Source organism: Pseudomonas sp. SWRI68, assembly GCF_014269165.1.
Classification (GTDB): Bacteria; Pseudomonadota; Gammaproteobacteria; order Pseudomonadales; family Pseudomonadaceae; genus Aquipseudomonas; species Aquipseudomonas capeferrum.
Window position 1 is genome coordinate 1 of the sequence record NZ_JABWRU010000010.1, and the last position, 24,462, is coordinate 24,462.

At 61.0% G+C, this 24,462-nt stretch carries 19 protein-coding genes and 2 pseudogenes; 3 read left to right on the forward strand and 18 right to left on the reverse strand.

The window, feature by feature from the left end:
* On the forward strand, positions 1 to 355 hold a 355-nt coding region (locus tag HU770_RS16000; protein WP_186664181.1), incomplete at its 5' end, for a sigma-70 family RNA polymerase sigma factor.
* Positions 356 to 401: 46 nt separating this feature from the next.
* On the opposite strand, the gene HU770_RS16005 is transcribed toward HU770_RS16000, so the two are convergent.
* Entirely contained in the window at positions 402 to 1,127 is a 726-nt protein-coding gene (locus tag HU770_RS16005) for a hypothetical protein (protein ID WP_186664183.1), read from the reverse strand.
* A complete protein-coding gene (locus tag HU770_RS16010; protein ID WP_186664185.1) occupies positions 1,127 to 1,957 on the reverse strand; it encodes a hypothetical protein in 831 nt (276 codons plus the stop codon). The genes HU770_RS16005 and HU770_RS16010 overlap by 1 nt, the downstream gene beginning before the upstream one ends.
* A gap of 361 nt (positions 1,958 to 2,318) precedes the next feature.
* Between HU770_RS16010 and HU770_RS16015 the strand changes: the two are divergent.
* Positions 2,319 to 2,595: pseudogene (locus HU770_RS16015) on the forward strand (transposase); the annotation flags it as partial.
* A gap of 32 nt (positions 2,596 to 2,627) precedes the next feature.
* Here the strand turns inward: HU770_RS16015 and HU770_RS16020 are convergent.
* Both HU770_RS16020 and HU770_RS16025 read right to left on the reverse strand, forming a co-directional pair.
* Positions 2,628 to 3,059, reverse strand: a complete 432-nt coding sequence (locus HU770_RS16020) for a DUF6691 family protein (RefSeq protein ID WP_186664187.1) — start codon at positions 3,057 to 3,059, stop codon at positions 2,628 to 2,630.
* 2 nt (positions 3,060 to 3,061) lie between these two features.
* Positions 3,062 to 3,496 carry a YeeE/YedE family protein gene (locus tag HU770_RS16025; RefSeq protein WP_186664189.1) on the reverse strand — a complete coding sequence of 145 codons (435 nt, stop codon included), beginning with the start codon at positions 3,494 to 3,496 and terminating at the stop codon, positions 3,062 to 3,064.
* Positions 3,497 to 3,726: 230 nt separating this feature from the next.
* Between HU770_RS16025 and HU770_RS16030 the strand changes: the two genes are divergently transcribed.
* On the forward strand, positions 3,727 to 5,181 hold the full coding sequence (locus HU770_RS16030; RefSeq protein ID WP_186655880.1) for a TrkH family potassium uptake protein: 1,455 nt from the start codon (positions 3,727 to 3,729) through the stop codon (positions 5,179 to 5,181).
* 199 nt (positions 5,182 to 5,380) lie between these two features.
* Here the strand turns inward: HU770_RS16030 and HU770_RS16035 are convergent.
* From HU770_RS16035 to HU770_RS16100, 14 genes and pseudogenes are all read right to left on the reverse strand, one after another.
* Positions 5,381 to 5,665 (reverse strand): annotated as a pseudogene (locus HU770_RS16035) (IS5/IS1182 family transposase); the annotation flags it as partial.
* Positions 5,666 to 5,907: 242 nt separating this feature from the next.
* The gene (locus tag HU770_RS16040) at positions 5,908 to 6,576 is read right to left on the reverse strand and encodes a DUF3313 domain-containing protein (RefSeq protein WP_186655882.1); all 669 of its coding nucleotides are present in this window, start codon (positions 6,574 to 6,576) and stop codon (positions 5,908 to 5,910) included.
* A 47-nt stretch (positions 6,577 to 6,623) separates the two neighbouring features.
* A complete protein-coding gene (locus HU770_RS16045; protein WP_186664198.1) occupies positions 6,624 to 8,489 on the reverse strand; it encodes a diguanylate cyclase in 1,866 nt (621 codons plus the stop codon).
* Between the two features lie 55 nt (positions 8,490 to 8,544).
* Positions 8,545 to 10,233, reverse strand: coding sequence for an aspartate-alanine antiporter (gene aspT / locus HU770_RS16050; protein ID WP_186664200.1), 1,689 nt, complete (start codon positions 10,231 to 10,233; stop codon positions 8,545 to 8,547).
* Between the two features lie 119 nt (positions 10,234 to 10,352).
* Positions 10,353 to 12,809 carry a fused MFS/spermidine synthase gene (locus HU770_RS16055; protein WP_238338595.1) on the reverse strand — a complete coding sequence of 819 codons (2,457 nt, stop codon included), beginning with the start codon at positions 12,807 to 12,809 and terminating at the stop codon, positions 10,353 to 10,355.
* A 157-nt stretch (positions 12,810 to 12,966) separates the two neighbouring features.
* Positions 12,967 to 14,532, reverse strand: coding sequence for an arylsulfatase (locus HU770_RS16060; RefSeq protein WP_186664202.1), 1,566 nt, complete (start codon positions 14,530 to 14,532; stop codon positions 12,967 to 12,969).
* A gap of 100 nt (positions 14,533 to 14,632) precedes the next feature.
* Positions 14,633 to 15,634, reverse strand: coding sequence for an HAD family hydrolase (locus HU770_RS16065; RefSeq protein ID WP_186664203.1), 1,002 nt, complete (start codon positions 15,632 to 15,634; stop codon positions 14,633 to 14,635).
* A 42-nt stretch (positions 15,635 to 15,676) separates the two neighbouring features.
* Positions 15,677 to 16,984, reverse strand: a complete 1,308-nt coding sequence (locus HU770_RS16070; RefSeq protein ID WP_186664206.1) for a BatD family protein — start codon at positions 16,982 to 16,984, stop codon at positions 15,677 to 15,679.
* Positions 16,984 to 18,579 carry a VWA domain-containing protein gene (locus HU770_RS16075; RefSeq protein WP_186664208.1) on the reverse strand — a complete coding sequence of 532 codons (1,596 nt, stop codon included), beginning with the start codon at positions 18,577 to 18,579 and terminating at the stop codon, positions 16,984 to 16,986. Before HU770_RS16075 ends, HU770_RS16070 begins: the two co-directional genes overlap by 1 nt.
* A 1-nt stretch (position 18,580) precedes the next feature.
* Complete coding sequence (locus HU770_RS16080) at positions 18,581 to 19,573, reverse strand: VWA domain-containing protein (RefSeq protein ID WP_186655924.1); 993 nt, start codon at positions 19,571 to 19,573, stop codon at positions 18,581 to 18,583.
* Positions 19,560 to 20,069, reverse strand: coding sequence for a DUF4381 domain-containing protein (locus tag HU770_RS16085; RefSeq protein WP_186655927.1), 510 nt, complete (start codon positions 20,067 to 20,069; stop codon positions 19,560 to 19,562). The genes HU770_RS16080 and HU770_RS16085 overlap by 14 nt, the downstream gene beginning before the upstream one ends.
* Positions 20,066 to 21,007, reverse strand: coding sequence for a DUF58 domain-containing protein (locus tag HU770_RS16090; RefSeq protein WP_186655930.1), 942 nt, complete (start codon positions 21,005 to 21,007; stop codon positions 20,066 to 20,068). Before HU770_RS16090 ends, HU770_RS16085 begins: the two co-directional genes overlap by 4 nt.
* Positions 21,008 to 21,020: 13 nt before the next feature.
* Positions 21,021 to 21,995, reverse strand: a complete 975-nt coding sequence (locus HU770_RS16095) for a MoxR family ATPase (protein ID WP_186664209.1) — start codon at positions 21,993 to 21,995, stop codon at positions 21,021 to 21,023.
* A 105-nt stretch (positions 21,996 to 22,100) separates the two neighbouring features.
* Positions 22,101 to 24,455 carry a tetratricopeptide repeat protein gene (locus tag HU770_RS16100; RefSeq protein ID WP_186664211.1) on the reverse strand — a complete coding sequence of 785 codons (2,355 nt, stop codon included), beginning with the start codon at positions 24,453 to 24,455 and terminating at the stop codon, positions 22,101 to 22,103.
* Between the last annotated feature and the right edge of the window lie 7 nt (positions 24,456 to 24,462).

A 24,462-nucleotide genomic window follows, 5' to 3' on the forward strand; every position in this document is an offset into this window, starting at 1 on the left:
GCAGCGGTTCGGCGCCACCGACAGCGATTTCGAGCTGGTGGTCAACAACGCCGTCGACCTTGCTTTCGGCTACTTCCTTGAACTGGGGGTGATCGATGAAGAACCGCCAGATAACAACCCTCTCAGCGCGTATGTCCAGCAAGACAAGGATGAAAGCCTCGGCCTGCTGGTAGAGCGCCTGCCGGAGCGAGAACGGCAGATCATCGTTGGGCATTACTACCAGCAGATGAGCTTCGTGGAACTGGCGGGACTGCTCGGGGTGGGCAAGGCACGGGTGTCGCAGTTGCATGGGCAGGCGTTGCGGCGGATCAGGGGGATGTACGAGGAGACAAATGCAATGGAATGGGAGTGGTGAGGATTCTGGCAAGGGGGTGACGCAAAGAGCGCCCCCTGTTGCTGCCCTATGCCCTGAAGTCGAAGCCTGCCGGGGATTGCGTCGTCACGTAGTGCGCCAGGTAGTTATCCAGCACGTTCTCTGCATCTTCGAGCAGTCGGTAATCGGCAAAGTCATTGTTCTTGACGTGATAGACCTTGCCGTCGCACTTGTCCTCGTCAAGAAACAGGGCATCACCCGCGTCCGTCAACAACCAGCAATACAGGGAGTGCACGGAGTTTGCCTGGGTACTGTTGACGAAGTCTTTGATCAACGCTTTTTTAACGCCGCGCAGCACGCGATAGCGCTCGATCGTCAGACGCCCGCTGTAAGAGAACGGCGAGTTGGTCCAATCGGGGGACAGATATGAACGCTCGGTCAGCATGAAAGACCAGAAGTAGCGATACAGTTCCTTCCAGCGACGCGGTAGCATTGCGCAGTTTCTATCAAATGCTGGCCCCTCCGTTTCAAGGAAAACGGGCACGAGGTCGAAGAACAAGTTCAGTTCCCGCCCTTCAGCCGCCAGCGATCCCATCCATGTATCCTCAAGTTGCCTGAACAGCACTATCGGCATCGCATACTCGCGCTCGATAGCCGCCACGCTACGCGGGAAGGCTTCGCTGAAGCCTGGAAACATTTTACTAACGGAGGCACCTAAACCATCAATTACAGTGCTATGCAAGCGCATCCGCTGGGCATCACCAAGATCTACTGGGCTCGTGCAAACCAGATCATATCTATTCTTATCAAGCATCATTGCCCTCCGGCATTGAGTTTTTGGAAAGCCTGTATCTGCCTGTTAATGCGCTCCCGCAACAGGATCTGCTTCTCAGCCAGGTTTGAGATGTAGGTGTCGTTCAACCTCTGCTTACCGATCATCTCCCATTTTATGCTGGCACCTTTCGACGCATTGAGCGACTGCGGCAGCCCCTGCAAATTTCCAAGCCCGACACGGTCCTGAATGATGTCGGTCATCTGCGAACGGGTGAGCCTATTGAATCCCGGCAGCTCAATGATCTTACTGACAGGGAAAATATGATCAACCGCCAGAACCTGGCCAGCTGGTGGAGCAATGATAAGATCGCTCAGCGGATCTCGGTAGCCATTGCCCTGGAATCTATTGCTCATCGCCTTGGTGACCGTGGTGATCCGCTTGCCAAGGCTTGGGATAAAGATCCCGCCGCCGAGGGTGCCGTATGACAGTGCCGGTGGCACGTACACCGAATTGCGGTAGTAGAATGCCCCCGCCCGCACCGCCGAGCCCGCGGCATCGGTGGTCGCACGCAACGCCACCCCACCAGCAAGCGTACTGGTGAGCAGGCGCAGGCCATCTTCGGCGATCTGCGCCCCCTCTGTTTGCGTCAGGTAGCGATCCGCCGCGCTGACCGTTCTGTCGAAGACGCCCTGTGGGTCATTCCTTACCTCGCTGCTCAGTCGGGACAAGCCTTCCAGCGCCTGGTCGCGAAGTTGTGCATCGGTCACCAGCCCGGCCATGATCGCCGTACTGTCGAGCATGTCCAGCGCCGCATTGGAAACCCCGCGTACGGCACGCCAAGACAGCGCTTCTGCCTGGCTGTCCGGCATCGAAGTCGAACAGAGGTTCCTGCTGGTCCGGTGTGACCCGGCTCGCCGGCAGATCCACCACCAGCCCGTCCGCCAGTGACGCAGCCATTGTGCCGTATCGAGCGGCCTGGGTCCGGAAGCTGTCAGCGGCACCGAAGGCGAAGTTGGCCAGGACGTTGCCAAAGGCATCCGCCGCAACCCTGGAGTAATCCGGTTTGTCGCCACCAAACCACTTGTCGTTCATGAACGCATTGGCGTGAGCGGCGACCTGGCCTCTGACGACCATGCCCCCAACACCCGGCTGCACGATCTGCCCACTGACATTGGCCGCCAGCGCCGAGGCCGCCATGCCCCCCCAGCTGAAGGCACTGTCCAGGCCGACGATGCGGTTGGCGACGAGGAAGTCGTTGCGCCGACCAAACGCCGTGGCAAGCGCAAGCCGCTGCCGGCTGATTTGCCGCGTATCGAAGTTGTCCACGAACTGCCCGAGCATGAACTGACCTGCGCTTGTGGCTGCCGTTGAAGAGCCGGGTCGTGAGCCCAGCAGCCAAACCTGGATGTGGGTACAAACCGGCGGCCCACCTGATCGCCCGGTGATCCTTTTCGACTACGCAACCAGCCGAGCGCAGGAGGTGCCCGTGCACCTGCTGGATGGCTATCCCAGTTATGACTATGAGCGCGTTGTCTCTTGCTAACCTTCTGATCGCGAAGCATGTCGGCTTTCCAGAAAGGAAAAAGCGTACATGCCGGCCACTACCGCTAAAAAGAATATGACGACTTGCCAGTGCCAGGTGAGTAGAAGAGCAACCGCTGGCCCAGGGCAGATTCCCGCAATTCCCCATCCCACACCAAACACTAGACTGCCCCCCATCAAACGGACGTCTAAACTGCTTTTGACTGGTAACTGCATACGGGCATTCAGCAAAGATCGACTATGCATCCGTGCCCAGTTTAACGGGATAGCCGCTACCGAGATGGCGCCGAGCATCACAAGAGCAAGTGACGGATCCCAGGCTTTGCTAACATCAAGAAAAGCCAGCACCTTGCCAGGGTTTGCCATGCCTGCTAGAAGTAAACCCAAGCCAAACATGAGTCCTGCAATAAATGCGGTCAACTTGAGCATCTTCAGGCTCCTAATATATGACGAGTGACGTACACCGTTGCAAAACCGGAGGTCATAAAACACGCCGTTGCCAAGAGGGAGCGAGGAGAGCGTCGGGAGATCCCACACACGCCATGACCACTCGTACAGCCCGACCCGTAACGGGTTCCAACTCCGACGAGTAAGCCCGCTAGAATCAAGGCGGGCCATTCTGTATCGATTTCAATTTCTGGTAAGACGGTGAAAGCCCCCCAAAGCAGTGGCGAAATCACCAAACCGAGCAGAAACAGAGCCTTCTCGCTCCAACCCTCACTGCCAAATTGCAGCACACCTCCAAGCAAGCCACTGATGCCTGCAATTCTACCATTTGCGAGAACGAACAAGCTGACCGCCAGCCCTATCAAGGCACCTCCACATAATGATGACCATGGTGTGAAATTGGTCCAATCAATGCTCATCTTGCATCTCCTGAGAAAAAAGTCTGGCAAAGGATGACTGTCAGCAAAGCATCATCACCTACATAGCAACCATCTGAGCGCAAGTGGCCCCTGCAGGCTTCAGAGCTTTGCGGTTTACTGCATCTCATTTCAGCACTCACGGCACAGACTTCTCCTTTACGACTTTTTTACTCGACATCTTCTTGGTGAAATTGATACTGCCCGGTACCGCCACATGATGAGTTTGCTCGATGCCTCTCCCTGCATTGCACTTCATTGCATTCATCCTCGGGGTCTTCCTGATTACCCTGGCCGTCAGCATGGTTATTCCGATGGCGACACTGCTATTGTATGACCGTAGCGATGACCTCGAGTCCTTCGTATGGTCGAGCCTCATTGCCCTCTGTGCGGGCACTGCGCTGATCGCTCGCGGGATGCCCGAGGCGCCGCAACTGAGGGCCCGAGATATGTATTTCCTGACCACGGTCAGTTGGGTCATCGTCTGCGCCTTTGCGGCTTTGCCTATGGTGTTCATCAGACATATCAGCTACACGGATGCTTTCTTCGAAACGATGTCGGGAATCACCACTACTGGTTCGACCGTGCTGACCGGACTCGACAGCGCGTCGCCGGGGCTGCTGATCTGGCGATCCTTGTTGCATTGGCTTGGTGGTATAGGCTTCATCGGCATGGCCGTTGCTATTTTACCGCTGCTGCGTGTCGGCGGGATGCGCCTGTTTCAGACGGAGTCTTCGGACTGGTCTGATAAGGTGACGCCTCGTTCCCATGTCGCGGCCAAGATGATCTTGGTGATTTATCTAGGGCTGACAGCTTTGGCCACAGTGGCACTGTGGGCTGCTGGTATGACACCCTTCGAAGCCATCAATCACTCGATGTCACTCATCTCAACCGGTGGCTTTTCAACGTCCGATGCCTCACTCGGCCACTGGCGGCAGCCCGCTGTGCACTGGGTGGCAGTGGTGGTTATGATCTTGGGCAGCCTGCCCTTTACCTTGTACGTGGCGACACTGCGTGGTCACCGGCGAGCACTGCTGAAAGACCACCAGGTACGCGGCTTCCTTGGATTTCTTGTAGTGGTGTGGGTAGCCGTGGGCACTTGGCTATACTTGCATAGCGACCTGTCATGGACAGATGCATTTAGGATCGTCGCAGTCAATGTGACGTCGGTGGTAACCACCACAGGCATTGCTGTAGGGGACTACACTCTTTGGGGCAGCTTCGCAGTACTGCTCTTCTTCTACCTTACGTTTATAGGAGGGTGTTCAGGGTCTACAGCCGGCGGGTTGAAAATATTTCGCTTTCAGGTGGCCGCGTCGCTTCTGGTTAGCAGTTTGAAGCAGTTGATCCATCCACGGGCGATGATCTCGAAAAAGTACAATGGTCACCCCATTGATGAAGAGATCGTGCGCTCATTGCTGACTTTTTCGTTCTTCTTCTCTTTCACCATTGCCATGATCGCACTGGGGTTATCCTTGATAGGGCTTGACTGGACCACAGCGCTCAGTGGTGCAGCAACGGCTGTATGTAACGTTGGGCCAGGGCTAGGTACAGTGATTGGGCCTGCCGGGAACTTCGCCTCTATACCCGACGCTGCGAAATGGCTGCTGACCATCGGAATGCTCCTTGGCCGACTTGAAATTCTTACCGTGTTAGTCCTCGTTTCTCCTGCTTTTTGGAGGTTCTGAATTGCGCCTAGATCACATCGACTTTTACTTGCTTGGCCGTTGTTTCTTAGGCGGGATCAAGTGTGAAGGTCTACTGTACGGTGACAGGACTATCGCAGCGTTGCATTGGACAAGCGCACCCTCCTAGGGAGGGTCTGAAGTAGACCGCTATTTTCAGCTATTGAGCCATCGGCGCTTTCAAAAACGGTTGCCGTTCAAAAGCTTTGGCGCCGAAGGAATACTGGTTTCCCTTCTTCGTTTGGTGCATTTCTGGGCCGCGTTTACCGTCCTTGTTTTAGGTCGAACTGGGTGTATGAATCATGCGTGGCATCGACGATGGTGCCTTGTCGCAGTGACAAGCCACGGTCGCCCAGATAGCCATTGATCACACTGAAAATACCAGCGGCCAACGCGTGTTTTTCCAGCAGGCGACGGAAGTTGAGAATGGTGGTTTCTCAAGGATTCGCTCCAGGCTCAGGCCGAAAAACTGGCGCAAAATCGTTGTGCTTTTGCTCGTCGGTGTATTTGTCTTTGTCTCCACGTGGCATGGCCGTCACTCCTGAAGGGCTCTAGGTAAACAGTTGAGCGCCTGTCCCTCGGCGGAGTGCCGACTGATGGACGAATGGAATATCGTTCCCTGACCTCTGCCCGCCACTGGCATCGCACATGCTGTGGCCGGTCGCATCGTCGATGCCGTCTGTGTTCATGAAAACCGCCCCACGCTGTGTCTCAGTGGGGCGGTCTGGGTCACTTCCTGAGTGCCTGGAAAGAACTCACCATGTCCTTGGCCCAACCATCGAGCACTGCTTTTGCGTCCTTGGCCTGCATGACCTGAGACGCGTTATCCAGTTCCGTCCCCGCTCCCTTGCGCACGACCTCAGCGACCACTTGGTTGGTATCGCCATCCAGAAACGCAGCTTCAGTAGCAATGCTGGTGTCCTGGTCACGGATGCCGGTGGCGGTGCTGATGCCGGCGGCTACCAGGGCAATCGGGATGACCTCATAAGGCCGCAGGCTCTTGGTCTTTGCACTGACAGCGGTGATCGCCGGGCGAACCACCAGCACCCCTGGGCCCGGGCTTGTCGCCAACGGCAAAACCTGGGAGAAGTGGTTTTTCAGCGTCTGGTCATAATACTGGGTGATGCCCTGCAGCGTGGATTGCGGGATCTTTTCCGTCGGTTGCGGCTTGGGATAGAGCTGGCTGGGTTCCAGGTACACGCTGGTATACCGCTTTGCATCGGTGCCCGGCTTTATCCAGCGCATCACCGGAGCCCCTGATGGGGATTTGTCTTCCTTCAAGACACTGTAATCCTTGAGAAAGCCCGAGTACTGATCGGACTCCACATACTTGCTCGCACAGCCCTGCAACAGCAATGTGCTGAGGCACATCGTTGCAGCCAACGTTTTGATCTTCATGCAGGCTCTCCTTCCATACGATTATGATGTTGCCGCTAGCATTGCCCTCAACCAGCCAAACAGACTCGCCCACGTTGCTGCTTGGCGTGGTACATCGCCTGGTCTGCCGCCTTGACCAGCATGTCCGCACAGGTGGCATGCGCAGGCGCGAACGCAAGGCCGATGCTCGGTGTGACGAAATCGATCAGCACGTCGCCGATACTCACCGGTGCACTCAACACCGCCAATAGCCGCTCGGCCAGTGCTCTGGCCGCCGCCTCGTCGATGCCAGGCAGGATCGCCGTGAACTCATCGCCACCCAATCGATAGACCGAGTCCTGCTCGCGCATGGCATTGCGCAGGCGTTCGGCCATGCAGGACAGCAAGGCGTCGCCGACATCGTGGCCAAAGCGATCGTTGACTTGCTTGAAACGGTCCAGGTCGAGAAAAACCAGTGCCAGCGGCCAGCGCTGCGTATCGAGTTGCCGCTCCAACTGCTGGTGAAAAGCCTTGCGATTGCCCAAGCCGGTCAGTGCGTCATGGTAGGCCATGTCCAGCAGCGCCTGCTGGTACTGAACATGCTCGCTCACGTCATGCAGGATGCCGCGGTAGCCGATCACGCTGCCAGTTGGGCCACTGATCCTGGTAAATCGCGTTTGGTAATGGCCCACGCTTCCATCCGCACGCTGCAGCCGGGCCGACAGCGGCGCACCTGCTTCGGTGTCGAACACCACAGCTGGGGTGGTCGAGTTGGCCTGCGTACTGCCTTGCAGTGAAGCGAACCTGTGGCCGATGACATCCGCCGCAGCGTAGCCAAGTATTTTGCAGAACGCAGGGTTTACCGACTGGATCCTGCCCTGTTGGTCGAGTTCGAAGTAGCCATCCTCCATGCCGTCCAGGATTACCCGCCCGCGGCTCTCACTCTGCTCCAGACGGTCCAGGGTGCGGTTGGCTTCCTGCGCCAGCAGGCCCAACTCGTCATGCCCTGCATCCGACAAACGCCCGCCCGTTGAATCTGCGCCTATGGCATGAAACTCTCGATGCAGGGTAGAAATCCGCCTGAGCACTGTGAAGTCCAAGGCCAGATAGATCAGCGCCCAGGCCAGGCAGATGATCGCGGCCATAGCCCCCAGCAACAGCTTCAGTTGTTCGCTGCCCTCGATATACAGGTGCCGCTCACGCTGCAACTGCAACTTCACCTGCGGCTCGCCCAGGCTGTCATGGAAGATCAGCTCGATACTGTGCTGGCGCGCGTCACTGATCTGGCGATTGCCGATACTGATGAACTCGCCATCCGCTCGCGAGCCATTGCGTTCAGCGCCGGCAGCATTCCACTGCAGCACTGCGCCCAGTTGCCGTTGCAGGGCGGCGATCCGCGCGGCATCGAGAAACGTGCCTGCAAACAAGACGTCTTTTGCGCCGGCCGGGCCGCCATCAACAGCCACAAGAATGAACGGCTGGCCGTTCACCAGCATCAGCTGAGGCGCTGGCGCTGGCGCTGACGCCATGGCCCTGGTCAAGCGCTCAAGCTGCGTCGACACTTCGCGCTGGAGTGCTGCCAATGACAAAGGCGTACTGTTGCCTGTGGCCCTGAACGTCGCAGGGTCCAGGGGTTTCCAGGCCGCAAGTTGCCCTGTATCCGTGGCCAGTACGAAAAAGTCGAAACCGGTCCGGCTGAAGATTTGCGCGGGCAAAGGGAACGCCAGGCCGAGGGGGCGAGGCAGTGACTCGGCCAACTGCTGCAAGCGATCGGCATCGCGTTCGAAGATGCTGCCCAACAGCGCGCGCATGCGGCCTGCCTCGATGACCAGGAGTCGCTCGTCCTGCTTGTCCAGCCGTTCGAGCAGCAAGGCATGAGCGGCAACGTAGCTGAGGAGCAGCACCAGCAACAGCGGCGGCGCGAACAGCCAGAGCAGTTTAGTGCGTAACGACATACCTACTCCCATGGGGCACCATCCAAACCCTGAACCTCACCTGAGCAGTGCACCCTCAGGTAGTGGTCAACGCAATGATCACAGGCCCACAGACCGCCAGCAGAACATTGGAGATGGCATAGCACACGGTAAAGCCGATGACCGGCGTATTGCTGCCGGACTGCTCAAGGATCTTGTTCATCGACGCCGCTTCGGTTTGCGCTCCGGCCAGGGCACCGAACAGGATCATCGGGTGCAGGCGCAACACGTAGTAGCCAAAGTACAAGGTCACCACGGGAGGGATCAGCGTGACTGCGGCCCCGGAGATCAATAACGCCAGGCCTTGCGTTTCGATCGCGGCCAGCGCGGCAGGGCCTGCGAGCAGCCCGACGACTGCACCGAATGCGGTGAGGCCAAACTCTGAAAATGCCCATTGCGCGGCCGGCGGCAGCGCGCCGAAATCAGGATGACGCGAGTTGTACCAGCCAATCAGCAGGCCCACCAGCAGCACCCCGCCACCCACCCCCAACTCGACCGGAATGATGCCGATGTGGGTAGACAACATGCCGAGCAACGACCCGACCACCAACCCCAACGCATGGATCGCGATATCGCTCTTGTGATGGTCCTCGCGCACCCGCCCCAACTGCTCGGCCAGCGCTTCGACGCTGCGGGTGCGACCGGTCAGGGTAATCACATCGCCACGGCGCAATACCGTGTCGGGCAGCAGCGGTAAATCCAGCCCCTGGCGCGTAATACCGACGATGTAACAGCCCATGCGCATGGCGCCGACCAGCTCATGCTTGATCTGCTTCAGGGTTTTGCCCGACAGCTTGCGCGAGGTGAGCACGATGTGCGCCGTGCGGGTGGCAAACGACATCGAGAGCGGGTCATCCACCTCGGGGCCGATCCACGGGTTGAGCTGGGCAACGGCTTCGCGTAACGCGTAAACGCCTAGCACATCGCCACGCTGCAGGCGCAATTGCGCGTCCCGCTCAAGCACCCGGCCGTCACGCACAACCCGCTCGACACTGAGGTTGCGGTGCACTGCCTCGATATCGGCAATGCGCATGCCCTCGGCCGCCGATGCAGTCAATTGATGGGCACGCACCACGATACGCGTATAGGGGATGCTCAACGCAGCGTCCTCCTGCTCGATCCCCAGCGAACGCTCCAATTCCCGCGCAGAACTGGCCAGGTCCACGCGTAGCAGCCGCGGTGCGATGCTGCCAACGAAGACCACCAGGCCGATGGTACCGAACACGTAGGTGATGGCGTAGGCCACTGCCATATGGCTGTTGAGTTGCGCCTTGGTCGCCTCGTCGATAGACAGCTGGGCAATGGCACTGCTGGCCGTGCCCATGATGGCCGTGTCCGTCAAAGCCCCGGCTCCGAGCCCGGCCGTGAAACCCGCATCGAAACCGTACACGCTGTACATCGCCAGTATCGTGGCCAGCGCAGTACCGCACAGGACCACCGAGAGCAGCACCAGTTTCAAGGTGCCTCGATTGAGGCTACCGAAGAACTCCGGCCCACTCTTGAAGCCGACGGCGTAGATGAACAAGGCGAAAAATACCGACTTCAGTTCATGTGGCACTTCGAGCCCGATCTGGCCTATGACCAAGCCCATCAGCAGCGCCCCGGCAACCGAGCCAAGGTGAAAGCTGCCCACGCGTATCCGGCCGATCAGAACGCCCGATGCGATGGCCAGGAACACTGCAATTTCTGGGTTTGCACGCAAGGCATGGAGCACAAACTCGATCATTGCCGTTCATCCCTGGGCGCGTCCACGCAACGCTGTGCGCTGGAGGATAGCTGTCGCCTGAACGGCTCGCCAGCGGCCCTGATCAGCCAAGCTGCAGCTTCGGCGAGTGCGCCACCCCTTCAGCGCTCGCCACCCGTAAACCAGCGCATGTAAGGATTCTGTGCGCTGATCGGCGCCAAGGCCCGCGCCTCGCGCATCCAGCCCTGGCGATCGCCGTTGTAAGCCAGTAGCGACAAGCCATAGAAACGTCGCAACAGTTGCCACTCATCGTTCACCGCCGCCCGCACTGAAGGGCTGGCGTTTTCCAACGGCGGCGCTACCCGCAATGCCAGCAGCGCTGGCAGTACGCGGGTGATTTCACGCGGCCGGACCCACGGGGCGTATTCGATGCGTGGTCGATCATCGGTAACCGGCTGAGCATCGCCGGCATAGCGCTCCAGGCCCTGCCTATCGGTGACCCAAGTGGCCAGCAAGGCGCCGAGCGAACTCACACCGACCTGTGACAGCGCAGCTGACACCTCAGGCTGCTCGAAGCGTTGGCGGATACGCGGCACATCCAGCACCATGGGCGTGGCCGAGCCGATCAGCAGCATTTCGTGAAACTCGGTGGTCCACAACGAGGCATGCGGGAACACGTCAAGGAAGCTGCGCACCAACGAGCGGCTGTCTTCGTCGTTCTGGGTTGGTAGCGGCAGCCATTGGGCGACCAGCCCATGTTCTTGTAGACGCGACGCCGCCAACTGGTAGAAGTCGCGCGAGTACAGGTTCACCACCCCTGCCGCAGACGGCGGTGGTGGTTCCAGGGTGATCACGTCGTAGCGTTGCTCACTGCGCAGAAGCTCACGGCGCCCATCACGCAGGCGGATGTCCAGGCGTGGGTCGTTCACAGCGTCGTAGTTACCGGAAAACAGCGGCGCCGCTGCCAGAACTTGCGGCAGCAGTTCGGCGACCACCGGGTGATCCAGGCCTGGGTAGCGCAGCATCGCGCCGGCGGTGATGCCGGTGCCGAAGCCGATCACCAGCGCTGAGCGCGGCTCACCGCGATGGATCAGCAACGGCAGCAACGCCTGCAGGCGCATATAGCGCAGTGACGGCATGGCATCGCCGGTGTTGGACACCCCTTGAATGTACAGGCGGTTGAACGCTTGGCCCTGACGCTGCTGGTTGACCACCGCCACCGTGCCGCCGCGGCCCTCCTGGTAGAACACCAGCTCGCCGCTGCGCGCCCCGGGCAACAGTTGCGCCAGGCGCTGTGGCGGAGTCAGCGCGCCGCTGACCAGGGTCGCGACGGCAACCAGCAGGACCGCTACGCGCATCCCCTTGTGCACGGCGTGGCCACGCCACGCCGCCACTGCGCCGATGGCTGCCGCCACACAGGCGAGCACGACCAAGGTGCGTACCAGCCCGACCTCTGGCACCAGAACAAACCCGGTAAGCATGACACCGACAATCCCGCCCAGGGTGTTTAGCGCGACCACCACACCCACGTCCCGTCCCACCTGGCCACTGTCCACGGCCAGGCGCAACGCCAGCGGGAATGCCGCACCCAGCAACGTGGTGGGTACGAACACCACGCACAACGCGGCAGCGGCGAAGCGCGCGCACATACCTGCCAGCTGACTACCGGTCAATTGCAATACATGGCCTTCCAACGTGGTCTGCAGGATCACCAGCCAACGCCCGAGCCCGGCGATCTGCAGCAAGGCCAGTAGCCCAGCGGCCGCGATCAGCAGGCCGAACAACCCCCACGGGTCGCGGATGCGGTCGGCACGCCGGGCGTACACGGCACTGCCCAGTACCAACCCGGTCAGATAGGTGGCCAGCACCACGGAGAAAGCAAAGGCGCGGGTGCTCATGAACTGCACGATCGATTGCGTCCACACCACCTCGTAACCAAGCGCCACGCCCCCCGCCAGGCAATACAAGGTGAGGGCCAAGCGCGCCTGCGGGGAACGTGTTGGCGCAGTATCCGTAGCAGTGGGCAGTGCCCGCTCATCCTTGGCGCGCCCTACCCATGCACCCAGCGCCGCCAGCAGATTCAACAAGGCGGCCACACCGGCGGCCCCGGTTACGCCGAGCTGGGGCAACAGGACGAACGCCGCCAACAAGGTGCCGAGGATTGCCCCGGCGGTATTGGCGGCGTACAGCCGACCACCCGCCTCGCCCATCTGCCCTTCGCTTGGGGTCAGCGCCCGAACCAGCACCGGCAAGGTGCCGCCCATCAGGAACGCCGGCAGCCCGACCAGGCTGAATGGCAGCAGCCAAGCCAACAGGCCGACACTCGCCTCCAGGCGGGCAAACAGCGCCGCACTCTGCGCCAGGGCCAAGGTCGCCGCCACCGCAACGATTGCCACCGCCAGCTCTAGGCCGGCATAGAGCTTGACCGGACGCCGCAGGCGGTCGGCCCAGCGGCCGAACACCAGCCCGCCCAGCGCCAGGCCGGCAAAAAATGCACTGATGCCTGCGGTGATGGCGTACACCTCCACCCCAACCACCAAGGACAGCTGCTTGACCCAGAGCACTTGGTAGATCAGCGCTGCACCGCCAGAAACGAACAGCAGCGCCGCTGGCAGCATCAGTTGCAGCGGTGTCCGGTTTTCGGTGGATTCAGGGGTATGAACGCGGGCGCAATTCACAGCTGCTGGCATCGATAAGCCTTAGCGGACCTGTTGCCAAGTCCGCAATGGATGTAGAAAAAATGCGCCCGCCAACGGCGGGCGCGGGGCCGTACGCTCAGTTCTTCATCTTCTCTTCGATTTTCTTGTCCACGTCAGCACGGATCTGATCGATGCTGAAGCTCGCTGGACGCTGGCTCGGCGGATACTCGACGAAGGTCTGCAAGAATGCCGCTGCTTTGCGAGTACCTTGGAAGATCAAGTAATCGTTTTTGGTCAACCAATCGTAGTATTGGTCCGAGACGATATCAGCTCGCTCGTAGGGGTCCATGCGAAGGTTGAACATCTTCGGCACGCGCAAACAGGTGAATGGCTCGCTCCAGACTTGCAGCCCGCCAGGGGCGCGCTGTTCGCAGAACACCAGTTTCCAATCCTGGAAACGCATGGAGACCAGCACACCGTCATCGTTGAAGTAATAGAACTCGTTACGCGCGCTCTTGTCGGCTTTGCCCGTCAGGTAATCGAGTTGGTTGAAACCGTCGAGGTGGACCTTGAAGTTCTTGCCTGCCACATCAGTGCCCTTGAGCAAGCGGTCCTTGATGTCGGTATCCCCTGCTGCGGCCAGCAGAGTCGGGAACCAGTCCAATCCAGAGAACATCTGGGTAGACACCGTTCCCGGCTTGACCTTGCCTGGCCAGCGGACCATCGCCGGCACCCGATAAGCACCCTCCCAGTTGGAGTTTTTCTCATTGCGGAACGGCGTAGTGGCGGCGTCCGGCCACGACCACTGGTTCGGCCCATTGTCTGTGGTGTAGACCACGATGGTGTTATCGGTGATTTTCAGATCATCCAGTGTCTTCAACAGTTTGCCTACATCGCCATCATGCTCCAGCATGCCATCGGCGTATTCATTGCCGACCATTCCGCTCTGGCCCCGCATGGATTCACGCACATGGGTAAACGCATGCATCCGCGTGGTGTTCATCCAGACAAAGAACGGTTTGTCTGCCTTGACCTGCTTGTCGATGAAGTTGATCGCCGCCTGCGTGGTCTCGTCGTCGATGGTTTCCATGCGTTTCTTGGTCAAGGCGCCAGTGTCCTCGATCTTGCCGTCGGCGCTGGATTTGATCACCCCACGTGGTGAGGCGGCCTTGACGAATTCCGCGTCATCCTTGGGCCAGAACTCGCGCTCAGGCTCCTCCTCTGCATTGAGGTGGTAAAGGTTGCCAAAGAACTCATCAAAACCGTGGTTGGTGGGCAGGTACTCGTCGCGGTCGCCGAGGTGGTTCTTGCCGAACTGGCCCGTGGCATAACCTTGCGCCTTCAATGCCTGGGCGATGGTCACGTCACGGGCTTGCAGGCCGACCGGCACACCGGGCATGCCAACCTTCGACAAACCAGTGCGCAGCGGCGTCTGGCCAGTGATGAAACTCGAACGGCCGGCGGTGCAACTGTTTTCGGCGTAATAGTCGGTAAACATCATCCCTTCTTTACCGATGCGGTCGATGTTCGGTGTCTGGTAGCCGACCACCCCCTGGCCATAGGCACTGATGTTGGTCTGGCCTATGTCATCACCGAAAATCACCAGGATATTGGGCTTTTCTGCGGCATTCGCCGCGCACACGCCCATCGCCGCAGTGGCGGCGAGCGCGAGGGTGGATATCCATCTTCTACTGGACTTCATAAGGCGATCTCTCCGTATCACGTTTACTGGCAATTGCCACGACTACGCGCACGATCGACCTACTACTCGGCTGGTTCCCTGTGCCCCTGCGGTGTCTCTTTCATTGAGCCTGCTGCTTTTCATATGGGTAGATGCGCTGCCATTCACGGGCCATGTCCACCACGGTCCAGTTCGCGCGCCTGGCGGCGTCCAGAGCCTTGTCCAGGCGCCCGACCTTGCTGTTGCGGTCGTAAGCCCATTCGCGTGTTGCATCGGTGTGGTGGACCAGGCCGGCAAAACGCTTGCCGTCGCCGGCCATGGTCCACTGCAGCATTTGCAGGTCGCCATCGGAGTTGCCGAAAGCGAGGATCGGTCGACGGCCAATGCGCGCGTCGATGCTGACCGGCTTGCCGGGCCCGTCATCGTTGTGCAGCAACTTGGGCAGCCGCTCGATCGACAGTTTGCCGTTGTCATCGATAAAACGCGCGTCCAGGGTGGTGCCGATCACTTGCTCCGGCGGCACCCCGTAGACCTCTTCAGCGAAGGCACGCATGAAGGCCACCTCGCCGCCCGACACGATGTACGTTCTGAAACCGTTGGCCCGCAGGTACTGCAAGAGTTCGAGCATGGGCTGGAAGACCATTTCGGTGTACGGCTTGTGGCTGCGGGGGTGCACGGCCGTTGCCAGCCAACGCTTGGTGTTGGCGATGAAAGCCTCGGTACTGAACCCGGCATGGGTCGCGGCAACGATCTTCAGCAGGCCTTCCATGCCGCTATCGCTCAGCGTCTTCTGATCACCCTGCAGAACTGCCTTGAACGGCTGTTGGCTTGCCCACTCAGGGTGCTGAGGCGCGAGTCGTTTCACCTCATCCAGGGCAAACAGCACTTCGAAATACAACGGCTGTTCGCTCCACAAGGTGCCGTCATTGTCGAAGACAGCAACCCGCTCGACCGCTGGCACAAAGTCCTTGCCGCCCTCGGTGGTCACAGCCGTGACAAAGGCTTCGATGGCCTGGCGTGACGGCCCATCACGCCACGACGGTAATGGGTCCGCGGCTTGCACCAGCCAGGGCAGCATGAGCAACAGCGCCCACCACCAGCGTACGCGTTGTAGGTCAAGCATGCAGAATCCCTCCTCTGTACTACCTACCCTGTTCGACTCGTATCATGGATTGAGTGGTTTCAAACCGTTGCGCTGACTGCTGCGGACGTGTTCGGGTGCCAGCACCCGCCTGGCCTGCGAAAGCGTCGGGCCCAGCGGCGGCGTCACTTGAGCGGTGCCACTTGGCTTGCCGTAGCGGATCTGGAGCCAGTCTAGTAGACGAATTCCTGATGAGGGGGGCAAACGCTGGGAAAAATCAGACAACGTGTAGTACCCGGTACGGCGTCGAACCCACAGGTACAGCCCGCCAAGCTCAGGGGGGTCTTGTGCAAGTTGCTTGCGGGCCAACTGCCAGGCGTAGTCCGCAGACTGCAAGCGTGCCGTGCGGCGCGCCGCCTGCCAACCTTCGAACCGACGCCTGGCCGCGTACAGCCAAGGCCTGCAGAGATAAATCAGTCCCCCACCTAACAGCAACAGGCCGATCAACCACAGCCACTGCGCTGACAGGCGCAACTGTGCCTGGCGACCGAGCGCCCGCAAGTCTTCGTCGATGGAAAAGGGGGCTTTATAAGTGCTTTCGGTGACGTTCAAATCGATGGGCGGCAGCGTTGCCTGCCTGGCTTGGCCGCTGGCGGCGTCCCACCACTGCAGTTCGATGGCAGGCAGTTGGTAATGCCCGGCGGCGGACACCACGTAGGTCACGCTGTCTTCACGCTGGCCACCGCTCGTGCCACCCCGACCATCACTGAGAGGTGTCACTCTGGGCGTTTGCACATAACGTTTGAGGCCGGCAACTTCGCCCAAGGGCGGCGGCGGTAGCAACATTGCCTGGGCGCCCTCGGCGCGGGTCAGTACACGCCGGGTAATGCTGTCGCCTGCTCTCAGTGGCGAATGCGATAGCTGCGTCTGTTGCTCGAGGCTGACCTTGCGCGCCACCAGGCGATGCCCACCCGTGTCACCCGCCAGTGCCTTGGCCACCCACGACAGCGGTTCGCTGGTGAGCGTCAACGGGCCATCCGACTGCCCTGGGAACACCTGAAAGGATTGCGCCGGGAGGGTGAAGGTCTGGGCTGCCTGCGGGGTGATCTGGTAGGTGTAGCGCAGGCCGAAGAAAGTCTTGCCATCGTGCTCTTGGTTCAGGTGCTGGGCCTCGCCGCTCGGCGCACTCACGGTGGCGCCCGGTAAGTCGATCACAGGCAGCACTGGCGGTTGGGTGAACCAGGTATCGACCAGCAGATCGACCTGCAATTCGACGGTGGCGCCTACCACCGTGTCGCCGCCAGGCACCAGACGCGCCTGCACCCGAGCCTCGGGCGCCGCCATCGCAAGCAACGGCAGGTACAGCCCTAGCAGTAACAGCAAGTGTCTCATCAGCTGCCCTCCGCAGTTTGTCGCGAGGCGTCCTGCAGCAGGAACTTGCGCCTGAGAAACTGGGCCGGCGAGGTGGTCAGGTTGTTCAACCAGACCTGATCGGAAGCTGCCTGCGGCGTCTGCTGTTGCTTTTGCTTGGCGCCTTTGGAGGGCGTCTGGTCCTCTACCACCTTGTCAGCCTTCTCATCCGGGGTGCCGGCTTTTTGCTGATCTTCATAGTCCTTGAGCAACGCCTCGGCCAGCGCCAGGTTGGCGGTGGCCTCAGGAAATACGGGCTGCTGCTTCAAAGCCTGCTGATAGGCCTGGACCGCCTGGGGAAACTTGAACTGGCGCACGTAGATGTTGCCCCGGTAGAAGTAGGCCTGCGCGCTGTCAAGCTTGCCGAGGCTGGCCAAGGCGACGTCGTAGTCGGCAGCGTTGTAGGCAGCCAGGCCTTTCCAGTAGGGGTCGGTGAAATGCGCAGCGGCCTGAGGGTAGTGGCCATGTTCGAAGGCCCAGCGCCCCTGTTGGTTGGCGGTGAAGAACGCATCGGCCACAGGCCCGGCCTGGGCGTTTTGTGGCTGGGCGCCTAGTAGCACTGCCACCAGTACGCTAGCCATCCACTGCACCTTCCAACCACGGCGCAGGCACAACAGTGCAATGAGCGCCAATGGCCAGCACAGCCAATAGCCGGCGTCTTTCCAGTGCACCTGCTGCGGGTCGCCCTGGGCCGCCTGAAAATGCTGCTGCGCATGCAACGCGACCCAATCGAGGTCATCGTCATTCAAGGTCAGGCTGCCCAACGGGCCATTGCTGGCCTTGGCCAGCTTTCGCAAAGCGTCTTCGTCGAAAGCCGCCTGTAGCGGCCGCCCATCGGCGCCGATCCGTGTACGGCCCTGAGCATCCCGCAGCACGCCGGCATCGCGACTGCCGACCGCCAACACCATCACTTGCAGATCACTGCCCTCGAGCGCTTTTGGGATTGCTGCGAACTGCCCGGCATCGGCGCCATCGGTAAGCAGGACCAGAGTGCCAGGTACTTGCTCGGCGGCCAGCAAGCGCTTGGCCACCTCGATCACCCCCAGCACGTCCTTGCCTGGCTGGCTGATCAGATCGGTGGACAACGCCTGCAGGAAGGTGTCGAGCAGTTGCGGGTCTTGCGTCGCCGGCAAGACCAGATGCGCGCTACCGGCATAGACGACCAGCGCGGTTCGCGCCCCTGCCCTGCGCATGACCAGGTCGTGCAGCTTGTGCTTGGCGGCCTGCAGGCGCGAGGGCGGCACATCGTCGGCATCCATCGAGGGCGAAAGGTCCAGCGCCAGGATCAACGGTGCTCGATTGTCGACGAACGCCGGAACATCGCGCTGCCAGGTCGGCCCGGCAGCGGCCAGCGCCCCGATGCCGAGCAGTGCAGCGAGCAGATGGACCGGCCGTACGCGCTGCTGTTCTTCTGGGGTGATGATCAAATGCGCGACCAGGTGCGGGGCGATGATGCCCTGCAATTGCCGCTTCAGATCATTGCGCCGCTGCCAGGCCCAAGGCAGCAACACGGCCGGAACCCACAGCAACAGCCAGTAAGGGCGAAGCAGATGCAGCGCATTGAGGTCGATGTCCATATCAAGGCCTCGCCGGCGCGGGCTTTGCCCGCAACGGGCCGGCTATCGCTGCCAGGCCGTGACTCAGGGCCAGCAACAGCAAAGCCGCGCCTAACGGCCACCAGAACAGGTCCCGCTTGGGTTGGTGGCTGAACGTCTTGACCGTGTGCGGCGTGATTTGGTCGAGCGTGGCGTACACCTGGGCCAAGGCACTGCGGTCGTCGGCGCGGAAGAACCGACCGGCGGTGGTGCGCGCGATATTTTCCAGCGCCTGCAGGTCGACCTTGTCCTCACCGCTGGCCTGAGGATCGCCAATGCCGATGGTATGAACCGTGATGCCGCGTGCATGTGCCAGGGCTGCGGCGTGCTCCGGCGTGATCGCACTGCCGGTGTCATTGCCGTCACTGAGCAAAATCAGCACCTTCTCCTGTTCCTTGGCCTGGTCCAGCAGTTTGATGGCAAGGCCAATGGCATCACCGATCGCGGTGTTCGGCCCGGCCATGCCCACCCCTACCTCATCGAGCAGCAGCAACAGACTGGCATGGTCGAGGGTCAAGGGTGCCTGGGGGTAGGCACCGGTCCCGAAGACGATCAAGCCAATGCGGTCTTGCTTGCGCTGGTCGATGAAGTCACGCACCACTGTTTTGACCGCGCTCAAGCGGTCCACTTGCTGGCCATTGCCATCTGTGAAGTCCTTGGCCTGCATGGACTGGGAGATATCGATGGCCAGCAGCATGTCGCGGATCGGCTGGTCGTGCTCGATGGCCTTCTCCACCAGCACCGGCCGCGCACAGGCCGCCAGCAGCAGCCCCCACACCAGCAGGTTGATAACCACTTGCCAGCGACCGCCCGAACCTTGTGAGGTGCTCGGCAATTGATTGACCGCCCGGCTCATGGCAAAGAAAAACGGCACCCGCAACGCACTGTGCGCCTCGTGATACGGACGCAGAAACCGGTACGCGAGCCAGGGTAACGGCAGCAGCAAAAACACCCAGAGGTAGTCAAACTGCCACATGGTGGGCCTCGATCCAGCGTCGGCAGGTGTGCACCAGGGTGCTGAGTTCTTCGGCGCCGAGCGATTGCACCCGCGCATCAGGCGCATAGGCCAGGGTCTGCAGGCGCTCGGCAAACTGTTCGGGCAGCGCAAAGCGTGCCCGTTGCTGAAGAAAAGCCTGCCAGTGCGAGCCTGACAAACTGTGCACGGGCGGTGCATCGGGCATCGACAGCGCGACGCGCTTGAGTAATTCGGGTAGTTCCCGCAAGGCCTGTAGGCGTTGCTCGGGGATAGCCAGAGCCACATCGAGTTGGTTCAGCCGTTGCAACGCCTCACGCCGGTAACGTTCACGCTGCCAGCGCCGCCAGGCAAGCACGGCATAGGCAAGCGCCGCCGCCAAGGCAATCGCCAGCAATACCCACCAGCCCCAAGTTTGCGGGGCATAGCTGAACGGGGATACCGGTAGCGGTAGCTCCTTGAGCTGGTCGATCGTTGCCGCAGGCGCAGGCGCGTTCATCGGGCACCTCCCGCAAGCCGGCCAAGCTCGCGCCGCAGTTGGTCCAGCACCTCTTCACCGGTACTGATCAGCATCAACGGAATCTGGCTACGCCGCAGCAGTTCGGCCACCGCTTGCAAGCGCCCGGAGAGATAATCGCTCAACGGCCGCTGCACGTGGCGACGGCCAACTTCAAGGTCGACCTGCAATTCACCTTGGGTCACGGTAAGCCGCCCCTTGTCTGGCACTTCCAGGGCGATGGGATCGTACACCTGCATGGCGATCACATCGTTGTGCGCACTGAGCTGGCGCAGCAGTTTCAGGGTCTGTTCGGTAACCCCGGCAAAGTCACTGATGATGCACACGAGGGCATCATGCCCGGCGATACCGATGGCGTCGCGCAGCATGTTATCGAGTTGCACCTGTTGTTCACTGTCCGGGCCTGCTGCGCTTAGGCTGTTGTTGCTGCGCACCACGGCCGCGCAAAACTGCTGTACCCGTGCGCGACTGCGCAGCGGCTTGATATGCACCACCTGCTTATCATCGAAGACCAAACCGCCTACCCGGTCGCCGGCATGCAGGGCAATCCATGCCGACAACGCCGCAAGCTCGGCGGCGGTAACCGACTTGAAACTGCGCTGTGAGCCGAAGTACATGTTCATGCGTTGATCCACCAGCAGCAGCGTCGGCCGGTCCCGCTCCTCGGTGAAGGTGCGCACGAACGGTTTGCCGAAACGCAACGAGGCACGCCAGTCGAGGTGGCGCAGATCATCGCCAGGGATGTAGCGACGCAGCTCGTCGAAACTCAGGCCGCGACCCCGCAGGCGTGAGGCATGATTGCCCGCCAGGATGCTGGCCAACGGCTGCCGGGCCAAGAAACTCAACCCGCGCACGCGATGTTCGAACGCCATGAGCTGGCTTAGCGAGGCATAGACGAAACCATCCTGGGTCGGTTGCATGGGCTCACTCCGCTCAGGCCGGGATCGCCACTTTGTCCAGCAGCCGATCGATCACGTGGTCGGCACCGATGCCATCGGCGACGGCGTCATAGGACAGCTGCAGGCGATGGCGCAACACGGGGTGGACCACCGCCCGCACATCGTCCGGCGTGACGAAATCCTGCCCGGCCAGCCAGGCATGGGCGCGCGCCACCCGGTCCAGGCTGATGCCGCCACGCGGGCTGGCGCCGATCTTGATCCAGCGCCCAAGGTCGGGATCATGCTCGGCCGGGTGGCGAGTGGCATTGATCAGATCGATCAGGTAGCGATCGACCGCTGGCGAAACTTCAATACCGGCAATGGCGCTGCGCGCTGCGAACACCACCTCCTGGGGCAAGCGCTGAGGCGCCTGGTGCGCATGTCCGGCTTGCTGTTCCTCGCTGCGCACCAGGCGTAGTACCTGGGTCTCATCCTCGACTTTGGGGTAGTCCAGTTGCAGCTTCATCAGAAAGCGGTCCATCTGCGCCTCGGGCAACGGATAGGTGCCCTCTTGTTCGATGGGGTTCTGGGTTGCCAGCACCATGAACAACCCAGACATCGGGTAGCTCTGGCCGGCCACGGTAATCTGGCGCTCTTCCATGGCTTCGAGCAGGGCCGCCTGAACCTTGGCCGGGGCACGGTTGATTTCGTCGGCAAGAATCACGTTGCCAAACAGCGGCCCGGGTTGAAACTTGATCTCGTTGCCCTGTGCGGTCTGCTGGAGGATTTCGCCACCGGTGATGTCCGATGGCAGCAGGTCCGGGGTGAACTGAATGCGCCGCATGCTGGCTTCCAGATGCGTTGCCAGGGCCTTGACCGTGCGCGTTTTGGCCAGCCCTGGCAGGCTCTCCAGCAAGACATGCCCATTGGCCAGCAAGCCAAGGATCACATGGCGTATGGTATCCGCCTGGCCCAGCACGCTCTGCGCCACACTGGCTTCAAGCTCGGCTATTTGCTCGCGTATATCCACTGATCCCTTCCTTGTCAGCCGGGGCACCGACAGGGTGCCCCCTGGATGTTCGCAACTGCTGAAGGCGACGAGGTAAATCTAGACGCTTACCTCGATCGCGCCAGCTCATTGGGTGCTTTCGTACTTTTGCCAATAGGGCTCGATGCTCTGCAATCGAGGATCGTCCGGGGCAACTTTGCGCATGCGCTGGACGTACGCATAGGCTTCACTGCGTTCACCGGCCAAGGCATGCAGGTAGATCAGCGAGTACAGCAGGTCGGCGTTCTCCGGTGCCTGCTGCAGCCCACGCTCAAGGGCCACCAAGGCTTCATCGCGGCGCTTCATGCGCGACAGCAAGAGGCCTTGGTTGTAGCGGATGCGCGAATTACCCGGCAGCGCAACGGCCGCATTTTCCATCCAGTTCAGCGCTTCCTCAGGCTGACGTCGCTCTACCAGCAGCAGTGCCAGCATATAGGCGAGGTTGCCGTGGTCGGTGGCCGGCATCTTCTCCAATGCCAAGCCTGCACGCAGCACCTTTTCCGCCTCATCCAGCTGCTGCTCGGCCGTTGCTAGGTTAGCCAGGTTGACCCGCGCAGGGACAAAGTACGGGTCCAGGCGCAATGCCTGACGGTACTGGTCCATGGCTTCTTCTTGGCGCCCCTGGCGGCTCAACAGCACCGCCAGGTTCAAGCGCCCACCGGGCAGGTCGGCATTGCCGCGCAGACGCGCCTCATAGTCCGCCAACGCAGCGCTGAACGTGTCCAGCGATTGCACCGGCACCTGCGCCTTGGGCACATCGGCGAGCGCCCGGACCGCCTCGTCGCGTACTGCCAGGGCGGGATCTTCAAGCAAGGGCAGCAACGGCTTGAGGCGCTGCTCCGGCGGCACGCTTGAAAAGCCCGACGCGGCGTACGCGCGCACCAGCGGGCTCGGATCCTTGAGTGCCCAGCCCAGGCTGATCAACGCCTGCGGGCCAAGGTCGGCCATCTGTTCGGCGGCACTGGCGCGAACGATGGTCGGCTTGCTCTTGTCTGCCAGGACCGTATTCAACAAGCTCAACGGTATCCCTTCGCCGTTGCGCACCGCTTGGAACGATTCACCAAACAGTGCGGGCCGCTGCTGCTTGCCGAACCACTGCTCGATTGCCTTGGCCGCCCAGGCCGGTTGCTGGTCCTTGTGACAGGCGGTGCAGGCATCGGGGCTGTCGACCTTGCTGGCGAGGTCTGGCCGCGGGATCCGCAAACTGTGGTCACGACGGGGGTCGACCACCATGTAGGTCTTGGTCGGCATGTGGCAGCTGACACATTGGGCGCCGGGGCTGCCCGCAACATGATGATGATGGGCGGGGGTATCGTAATCCTTGGCCTGCAACGTGGCGAAGCGGGCAACCGGGGGGTTGCCGTTGTGGCATTGCAGGCACAGGCCGTTGCCTTCGACTTTCACCTTGCTGGTGTGCGGGTTGTGGCAATCGGTACAACCAACACCTGCGTTATACATCTTGCTTTGCGTGAACGAGCCAAACTCGTACACCTCACCGTCGATCTGGCCGTCGGCATGATACAGGCCGCTACGCAGCGTCGCCGGCAGGCTCTGGTCAAGCTGCGGGTGACCGGGCAGTTGGCCCACGCCCAGCGTTTGCCGGCGGCTGTGGCAGAACGCGCACTGTTCGACCTGGCCCTGACTGCCCAGTGCCTTGTAGTCGACCGCCAGGCCGATGTCCTTGGCCGACGCGTGGGTGTGATCGCCAGGCGCAGCTTTGTTCGCCCAGTCGACATGCGCCTGGCCGGGGCCATGGCAACTCTGGCAACCGACATTTTGCTCTTTCCAGGTGGAAGCGAAGCTGTCCTGACGATCGTCGTAGTTCTTCATCAAACGGGTTGAATGGCAATCCGCGCACATGCCGTTCCAGTTCTGGTAGCGGCCAGTCCAGTGCAAGGGGTCATCGGGGGCAAAGCGTTGGCCTGGGTAGAGCGAGAACCAGCGTTGCCCGCCTTCCCCCTTGGTTCTGCTGTCCCAGGCGATGGTCAAGGCCTGCAAGCGCCCCCTGGGCAGGGCTACCAGATACTGTTGCAGCGGGTAGTGGCCGAAGGTGTAGAGCACTTGAAAATCTGCAGGTTTACCGTCTTCACCTTCGGTATTGACGAAAAAACCACCCTGCTTGCGGAAGAAGCGTGCCGTTACCCCGGCCTCGTCGAACGATGCCCCCTTGAAATTGCCCAGTACGTTGGCCTCGGTGGCATCGCGCATGGCCCAGCCGTGATCTGAATCTTTCCATTCCTTGGCCTGCGCAACGTGGCAGCCAAGGCATGTCGTGGTAGCCACGTAACCTTCGGGCTCAGTCGCAGGCCTGGGTGCCTGGCCGGCTTCCTGAGCAGCTAACGCAAAGCCCGACGGGCCGAGCACCAGGGTGATCAACACCGCCACACACCACCAAGCCTTCAATTGCCCACCCAGGTCCTTCTTGTCGGTACGACGCCCCATCCCTTAG